Consider the following 7,899-nt stretch of genomic DNA (forward strand, 5'->3'; position numbering starts at 1 on the left):
GACGAACGTAATAACATTACATATGCAGTCGCTGTCAATCCCCGAGGACGCGATGAAAGAGATTTGCCTGGAATTCAAAGACCTCACGCTCGGCTATCAGGGCCATGCTGCTGTTCACCACCTGAGTGGCACTGCCGAGCGCGGTGTTCTGACCGCGGTCGTCGGGGCCAATGGATCAGGCAAGTCGACCGTAATGAAGGGGATTGCAGGCATCCTGAAGCCGATCAGTGGCACTTGCGAGCAGCACTTCGGGCGGCTGGCCTACCTTCCGCAGCTATCGGAACTAGACCGCACCTTTCCGGCGCGTGTCGTCGACCTGGTATCACTTGGATTCTGGCAGCACAGGGGATTGCTAGGCCGCATTACGCGGAAGGACAGGACGAAACTGGCCGCGTGCCTCGATGCCGTCGGACTGACGGGCTTTGAGACGCGCCCTCTCGACAGTCTGTCCGGGGGACAAATGCAGCGCGCCCTGTTTGCACGCACCATGCTCCAGGATGCCGATCTGATCCTGCTCGACGAGCCTTTCAACGCAGTGGACGAGCGGACCGTCGGCGACCTCCTGCGTCTGATCAAGGACTGGGTCGCGGAGGGGCGGACCGTGCTCTGCGTGCTCCACGATCATGCTCTCGTGCGCGAGCATTTTCGAAAGACGTTATTGATCGCCCGCAGGCTGGTAGCTTGGGGGCCAACGTCGGAGGTTTTGACCGCTGAAAACCTGAGACGCGCACGAAATTTCCAGGAGGCGTGGGACGAGAAGGCCGGATGGTGCGACGACGAGCGGTCGAGTTCGAGTTCTGTTCCTGGGCAGGACGGTCAACCGAAGCAAAGGGTTGCCGCCCATGTATGACGCTTTGGTCGGCCCCTTCCTCCAATACGGTTTCATGCAGCGCGCGTTGCTTGGCTCTGTGGATTTGTCGGTCAGCTGCGCGCCCGTCGGCGTGTTTTTGATGCTTCGACGCATGAGCCTGACGGGCGATGCGATGTCGCATGCGATCCTGCCAGGGGCCGCCCTCGGCTTTCTCCTCTTCGGCCTCGACATCCTGCCGATGACGATGGGCGGATTGGTGGTTGGACTGGTTGTTGCACTCGGCTCCGGCCTTGTGTCGCGCTTCACGGTCCAGAAGGAGGACGCCTCGATGGCGGCCTTCTACCTGATCTCACTGGCCGTGGGCGTGCTCCTCGTTTCATGGCGTGGGTCCAGCGTCGATCTGATGCATGTCCTGTTCGGGTCCGTGCTCGCGCTGAATGACGAGGCGATCGGCTTGATCGTAAGCATCGCCGCCGTCACGTTCCTCGCCTTCGGCTTCTGCTGGCGCGGGCTCGTCGCCGAATGCCTCGATCCTCTTTTCTTGCGATCGGTCAGCCGGATCGGCGGGCCGGTCCACTTCCTGTTCCTGGTGCTGGTCGTCCTCAACCTCGTCGGCGGATTTCAGGCGTTGGGCACACTGCTGTCAGTCGGCCTGATGATGCTGCCCGCTGTGGCAGCCCGCTTCTGGTCAAACGATGTCCGCACCTTGTGCCTGATCGCCATCACTATCGCCGTGGTTTCGTCGCTCGGCGGCCTCCTCCTTTCCTATCACGCATCGATGCCGTCCGGACCGGCCATCATCATGGTCGCCGGGGGCGCATACATCCTGTCCGCTCTCTTTGGCCGAAGAGGCGTGCTTGCGAGCGCGCTCCCGTCGCGCCGCCACAGATCCGCCTGATCAACAGAAGGAGATTTCCATGCTCAGGACACTACGCCTCGCAACCTATGCCAGCCTTTTGACGCTTGGCGGCCTCGCTTTCAGCGCGTCTGCTGCCGAGCTAAAGGTCGTCGCGAGCTTCTCCATTATCGCCGACTTCGCGAAGAACGTGGGCGGCGATCGGGTTGAAATCTCGACGCTGGTACCGGTTGATGGCGACGCCCACGTCTACGAACCGCGCCCGGCCGATGCGGCCGCCCTGGAGCGCGCCGATGTCGTTCTGGTCAACGGTCTTCAGTTCGAAGGCTTCATGTCGCGCCTGATCGAGACGAGTGGCACCAAGGCTCCCGTCGTCGAGGTGAGCAAGGGCATCGAACCGCTGAAGACTGCGGAGGAAGAGCATGCTCATCACGAAGGCGAGGAGCATGCGAAGACCGAAGAACATGTCAACGCCAGCGACGACCATGGCCATGAAGGTCATCACCATCATGGCGAGTTCGATCCCCACGCCTGGCAGTCGATCCACAACGCCGAAATCTACACGAAGAACATTGCCGACGCTTTCTGCCAGGCCGACAAGGCTGGTTGCGCGACCTACGCGGCCAACTCGGAAGCTTATCTCGCCACGCTTGGCGAACTCGAGACGGAGGTGAAGGCCGCAATCGACGCCATTCCACGGGACAAGCGCACCATCATCACGTCGCATGATGCGTTCGGTTATTTCGCGCACGAATTCGGTCTGAAGTTCATCGCGGCCGAGGGCGTTTCGACGGAAGCGGAGGCATCCGCCGCCGACATTGCCAAGCTCGTCGACCAGGTAAAGGAAGACAAGGCCTCGGCAATCTTTGTCGAGAACATCACCAATCCGCGCCTCGTCGACCAGATCGCGAGCGAAACCGGTCTGAAGGTCGGCGGGACGCTCTATTCCGACGCGCTCTCCAGCCAAGACGGTCCGGCATCCACCTACCTGGACATGTTCCGCTACAACGTAAACACCATCAAGGCTGCCATTCTCGGGAGCTAACGCAAGAGCCTGCCCGCACCCGCCGGGCAGGCCCCTCAAACCACCCGTGTGAACCAACGTGGGACGCGATCGCGACATGATTGCCGGACTGTTCAAGCGGCGTAATGCGGTGCCCGAGAGATCGGAGAAGAGCATGGGGCGGATCTACGACCCGGTGCCCGTAACACTGCTGACCGGCTTTCTCGGTTCGGGCAAGACGACATTCCTGAACGAGATTCTTGCCGATCCCCGGATGGCCGGCGCCGCGGTTATCATCAACGAGTTCGGCACGGTCCCGATCGATCACCACCTCGTCCGCAGCGGTTCTGAAAACTATTTCCGCACCACGAGCGGCTGTATCTGCTGCACGGCGACGAACGACATCCGCATATCCTTGCACGAACTGCACGAGGCACGGCTCCGAGGCGAAATTCCGCCGGTTTCGCGCGTAATCGTCGAGACCACCGGACTCGCCGATCCCGCTCCGATCATCAACAGCCTCATTCCCGGAGCGCACCTGCCATGGGACTGAGGGACCATGTCGTCGCGGCTCACTTCTACCTCGCTGAGGTTGTCACTGCTTTCGACGTCATGAACGGCCGCGCGACCCTTGATAGTTTCCTCGAAGGCTGGAAGCAGCTTGCCTTCGCAGACCACGTCGTTCTCACGAAAACCGATGTCGTCGGCGATGGTCGCGATTGGGCCGGGGAGCTCGGCGCGTTGAACCCGGCCGCCCAATATCATGACCGCCATGGACCGGGTTTCGAGCTAGCGGCTTTGTTCGGCAAACGTGCCTATTCTCTTAACGGCAAGGGCGAAGACGTCGGTGGCTGGCTTGCGATGGAGGCCCTCGCATCTCACTCCGACCATAAGCATGATCCGAACCGCCATGGTGACGGGATCCAGGCGTTCAGTCTCACTCATGATCTTCGGCTCGAGCGACATGCGGTCGAAACCTTCCTTCACATCGTGACGAGCAATGTCGATTCGGGCCTGCTGCGACTGAAGGGCATATTCGCGGTTTCCGACGATCCGGATCGCCCGTTGATCGCACACGCGGTGCAACACCGGCTCTATCCCTTCCAGCGTCTGGAAGCGTGGCCAAACGACGATCGTCGTACCCGCGTCGTTCTGATCGGGCAGGACATGCCCGCAAAACCGATACGCGACCTTTTCGACGTGTTGGCGCCGCGTTCGGCAAGACAGCAGCGGAGACTTGCATGAACAGCGCCTTCATCAACCCTCTGGCGCGGGGTACGCCCGCAGTTGTGAGCAGGGCACGCGCCATTAAACAATGGACGCGCGAGGCTCTCACGCTGTCCGACGATGCCGTCGTCTCCGTCAATGAGCTCTCTTGTCGCGTGCCTGGCTGCCCGCCAAAGGAGACGGTGGTGCTTGTGATGCGGGGCGCACGAACGATGCAGGTCTCGATCCACAAAGCAATGCAGGAGCTCACAGCGGCCGATATCGCGCTTGCGTTCGCGACCATGGCAGAGAGACTGGATTGACAATTTCCACCGCAACCGGGGCTGGGTCAGCCGCGATCGGCCGGTCGTTGTCCAGTAAAATGTAAACCGGCGGAAGTTCGCGCACGACCACTGCAGACCATCCGGTGGAGCTGCCCCCGGGAGGCGAATTAGGTAGCCGCTGTTGAGAAACGAACCGTCGGCCGAGATGAGGAAAGAAGGCGAGTGATGGTAGATCTCAAGACCGCCTTCTGCATTCCACGACGCCGAAAGCGAGCCGGGGGACGGATGCTATGGTAAAAGCGGTTGAGTGAAGGAGGGTTGTCCTGTTTCATCGCGAGGTCGCAACCGCTAGCTTCCCACAGCGGCTAAACAAATCAGCCGCAAGCCGGTCGCGGCCGTCTCGCGTGATCGGCATCAAAAATTCATTGGATCATATGGCCCTTGGGGGCTTTGCTTGAGGTTCATTGGAACCTGCTATCGTGCGCATGATCAACGCTGGGCTTGCAAGCCGATGTCGGGCCACGGCGCCGCAACACTCGAGAAGTAGCGAACTTTCTTCTTTAAGCTATTCCGGCCCATCGTCGACATAAGGGAGAGTTTATCACGATGTGGAACGCGTTAGAGGTCCAGCGAGTCTGCTGCCTGCCCCGACGCGCCATCTGTGCAGTTGTTTTGTTCTTCAGCTCAACTATAGTGTGCGCCGTCTTTAGGTAAGCGAGGCGACCACATGGGTCGCACGAAGGAAACGGGGCCAGTGGTGACGAAATCCAGTGTAGGTACGATAACCGACGAAAACGTGACAGCAGGCGTCAACGGCAAGGAAGCTAACGGTGTGGCCGCGGACCAGAGACTGGATCCGGCGCTCCTCGAAAAGATTGCGACCGTCCGCTCCAGGGTGAACGAGACCTTCGGCAAGGTGGCGTTGGCGATGATGGCGACGCCGCGCTACCGGCATCTGTCGATCGCCGACCTTTCGCATCTGGTGCTCGATCCGCTCATCCGCGACCGCATCGCCATCGCCCAGCCGGCCAATCCGAGCCCGGCGGACGGGGGGCTTGCCGGCATCGCTATCTGGGCAAGCGTGTCCGAGGACGTCGATGCGCGCATCCGCGAACAGATCAAGGCCGGCGTCTTCCCCATTCGCCTCAAGTCCGAAGAATGGACGAGTGGCAAGATCAACTGGCTGCTCGACGTCATCGCGCCGTCGCCTCGCCTCGCGACGTCCGTGCTCGCCAACTTCAAGCAGGTGCTGAAGGAGGGAGATCTGCGCATTCACCCGCTCGTCACCCGTCTGGTCGAGCCCGAAGCGCTCAAGAAGATGGGGGCGAGCCCGGTGGAGCCGAAGTCTGCCTGATAGGTCGGTGATCCGGACGGTTTGCCTGGGCTTGGTCCAGGCAAGCCCGCGGCGTTCGAGGGGTACTCTTCGCTTAACCGTTCTGCCAGCAGGCCGGCATCCTGTTTCGGTCTGGTCGGTATGACGGGAGCTGCATGCGTCGTGACTTCGAGCGCAAACTTGACAATCTGGTTTCGTGAACGTCGGCCGGGTTTTAGCGATCTTGGCGGCAAGCTGAAGATGTCGTTCTCCTTGAGGCGCGAATCATTGATGCCCACCTCTCAAGGCAGACTGCAACTTTCGCGGTACCTGCAGTCTAATAGAGAGTCATCTACCTGCCAACTCGGTTGCGATCTGGGCCAGCCCTTGTCGCGATCGCTAGACCACCGTTGTTTTCTCTGGCGGTAATGCTCCAGGCCGAAACCGACTGCCCTCCCGGGTGCAATCTCTAAAATTTGAAAAAATGTATATGTTTCGCGTCGTTGATGCCAGCTGAACCCGCGATGCTGGCATTCGTCGATCTTCGGTTTTAAAATTTTGCCGAGTTCGATAATCCTACTTTTTCACTCGTTGGTCTCTGTCTCGCGGAAGTCCGGCAAAATGAATTTCTTAAGAAATTTTTGCGTTGCGCGTTCTGGCCTATTTACAACTCAAGCGAGATTGGGTTGATTGGCGGAATGAAGACGCGCAACCAGTAACGGACGTGCGATTTTTCCTTCTGGTAGCCGGGTGGGGGCCAGGCGCCAGGAAGGCAATGGTTGTTTTTCAGCCATGTCAACAGAGGGGCGACGGCGAGGGCATGAAAGCGCTAGATTTATACTTGGGTGGGACCAATCGGCCTGTCCCATGCGGGATATTGGCATGCAAATAGATATCTATTCCGTTTGTCTCAGGCGCCCCCACCAAGGCCGCCGCGCTTCCGAAAACTGCGTCCTAAGGCCCGCTTAGAAGAGGCGGGGCGGTGAAAGACAGTTTCGTCCCGAGCGAAAGTCGGAAACTTCGTCCTCGCCGATCGATGGAGCGGGACGGCTACGAGCTGTGGGCCACCTATGATCTCGGGGGTGGTGACATTGTGGTGACATCCGCAGCGCTCGAGGGGCCGGACCTGTGGTTCGAGCGTAAGCTTGAAAACAGGATGTTCATGAGCGGTCAGCTTCACAACGCTATTCTGGCGGCAAAGGTGAAAGTCAATTTCCTGTTCGCGCAGGCGCACACGATCGATACGCTGGGAATACGAGCCGGTCGCGTTGCCGCTCTTTGAGATCGGACGGGGCTCGTCGGCCCTCTTGGAGCATCCAGTTTAGTGGTGGGAGGTAGTGATGAATGACCGCGTGTGGGTGAGTGTGGCGCCGGCTTCCACCGAGACCGTTGTCGGTTTGGAAGCCGACATATTGCGGGAAAACAATGCTCTTGCGCTCGATAGCATTCGACGCAACACGGCAGGCGAACCGCTTTCGGCGGATCACTTTCCCAAGCAGATAAACATTGATCCCAACACCGACCATCCTGACGTGTTTACCAGGACCCGTCACCTCTTCCATGGCGGTTACTGGTACGTTTCGGCTGCGTGCGCTTCGGTTCTTCAATCTTGCGATCTTGGAAATGGCGCAGTCTATCCAGTGGACTTTCGGCAAATGGACCGAAAGACGCCTGTGCCCGGCCAATACTACGCCCTGAATATCGGCAATAAGAAAACTGCCTTCGTTCCATCCTCATCGAAGAACGTTCGCGAAAACCCATTTTCCAAGGGTTTCTATCAACTCTATCCGATTGCCGAGGACGATGATGTCGCTGTCACTACGTCCGCACTGGACGGAGCCGACATCTGGATCGACCCGTCTTTAACACGAGCATTTTTTGTCAGCGATCGCCTGGCGACGGCCCTGCGGGCCGCTGGGTGTGACAAGCCATTCAAACTTCGTCGTTGCCGCATAGTTTAATCGTTGGAGACCGAGCATGGCGTCACGTGCATATCCGGCTCAATTCGAATCTGAGCATAAGATCGGTTCCAAGATATTCAATGAAGATCCAACTATGCGAGCGTTCCTCGCTGGGTTCGGAATTACCGAGAACATGATGGGTAATAGGCGAGCCCTGCTGTCGCACCCCGACAGTGTGGATACTCTCAGTCAATTGCCCGAAACGGCCATTAACACCCTGAGAAGACTGGGTTGGGGAACGCCGCGGCACGAAGGCTTCGACAATGAAGGCGGCGGTAAGCAACAAGGCAAGAATGATTTCCAGGCCGCCGTACTGGACAGTATCAAAGACGCTTTCAACAGCGGTGACCTGTCGGAAACACAAGCAAAATATGCAGTTTACGACCTTTTCCTCTGGTCGGACAGACTCACCCAGGGCCTGATTTCGTACAACGGATCGCCTCTCCCGGTTATGGGAGGAGCGCAG

At 59.1% G+C, this 7,899-nt stretch carries 7 protein-coding genes and 1 pseudogene; all 8 read left to right on the plus strand.

Features of this window, described 5'->3' with window-relative positions; all coding sequences use genetic code 11:
• Nucleotides 1-52: 52 nt before the first annotated feature.
• Nucleotides 53-850, plus strand: a complete 798-nt coding sequence (aztA, locus tag M728_RS19995) for a zinc ABC transporter ATP-binding protein AztA (protein WP_084044441.1) — start codon at nucleotides 53-55, stop codon at nucleotides 848-850.
• Complete coding sequence (gene aztB, locus M728_RS20000) at nucleotides 843-1,709, plus strand: zinc ABC transporter permease AztB (protein WP_026620373.1); 867 nt, start codon at nucleotides 843-845, stop codon at nucleotides 1,707-1,709. Before aztA ends, aztB begins: the two co-directional genes overlap by 8 nt.
• A gap of 19 nt (nucleotides 1,710-1,728) precedes the next feature.
• Nucleotides 1,729-2,712: a zinc ABC transporter substrate-binding protein AztC gene (gene aztC, locus M728_RS20005; RefSeq protein WP_026620372.1), complete on the plus strand. Its 984-nt coding sequence runs from the start codon at nucleotides 1,729-1,731 to the stop codon at nucleotides 2,710-2,712.
• A 133-nt stretch (nucleotides 2,713-2,845) separates the two neighbouring features.
• A pseudogene (locus tag M728_RS20010) lies at nucleotides 2,846-3,915 on the plus strand (GTP-binding protein).
• Nucleotides 3,912-4,199: a hypothetical protein gene (locus M728_RS20015; protein WP_026620371.1), complete on the plus strand. Its 288-nt coding sequence runs from the start codon at nucleotides 3,912-3,914 to the stop codon at nucleotides 4,197-4,199. The pseudogene M728_RS20010 and the gene M728_RS20015 overlap by 4 nt, the downstream one beginning before the upstream one ends.
• A 688-nt stretch (nucleotides 4,200-4,887) precedes the next feature.
• Nucleotides 4,888-5,514 carry a toxin-activating lysine-acyltransferase gene (locus M728_RS20020; RefSeq protein ID WP_084044410.1) on the plus strand — a complete coding sequence of 209 codons (627 nt, stop codon included), beginning with the start codon at nucleotides 4,888-4,890 and terminating at the stop codon, nucleotides 5,512-5,514.
• A gap of 940 nt (nucleotides 5,515-6,454) precedes the next feature.
• Nucleotides 6,455-6,754 (plus strand): hypothetical protein, encoded by a 300-nt coding sequence (locus M728_RS20025; RefSeq protein WP_156943406.1) that lies wholly within the window; start codon nucleotides 6,455-6,457, stop codon nucleotides 6,752-6,754.
• Nucleotides 6,755-6,812: 58 nt separating this feature from the next.
• Nucleotides 6,813-7,433 carry an imm11 family protein gene (locus M728_RS20030; protein WP_026620369.1) on the plus strand — a complete coding sequence of 207 codons (621 nt, stop codon included), beginning with the start codon at nucleotides 6,813-6,815 and terminating at the stop codon, nucleotides 7,431-7,433.
• Nucleotides 7,434-7,899 lie beyond the last annotated feature (466 nt).

Source organism: Ensifer sp. WSM1721, from assembly GCF_000513895.2.
In the GTDB taxonomy this organism is placed as follows: domain Bacteria; phylum Pseudomonadota; class Alphaproteobacteria; order Rhizobiales; family Rhizobiaceae; genus Sinorhizobium.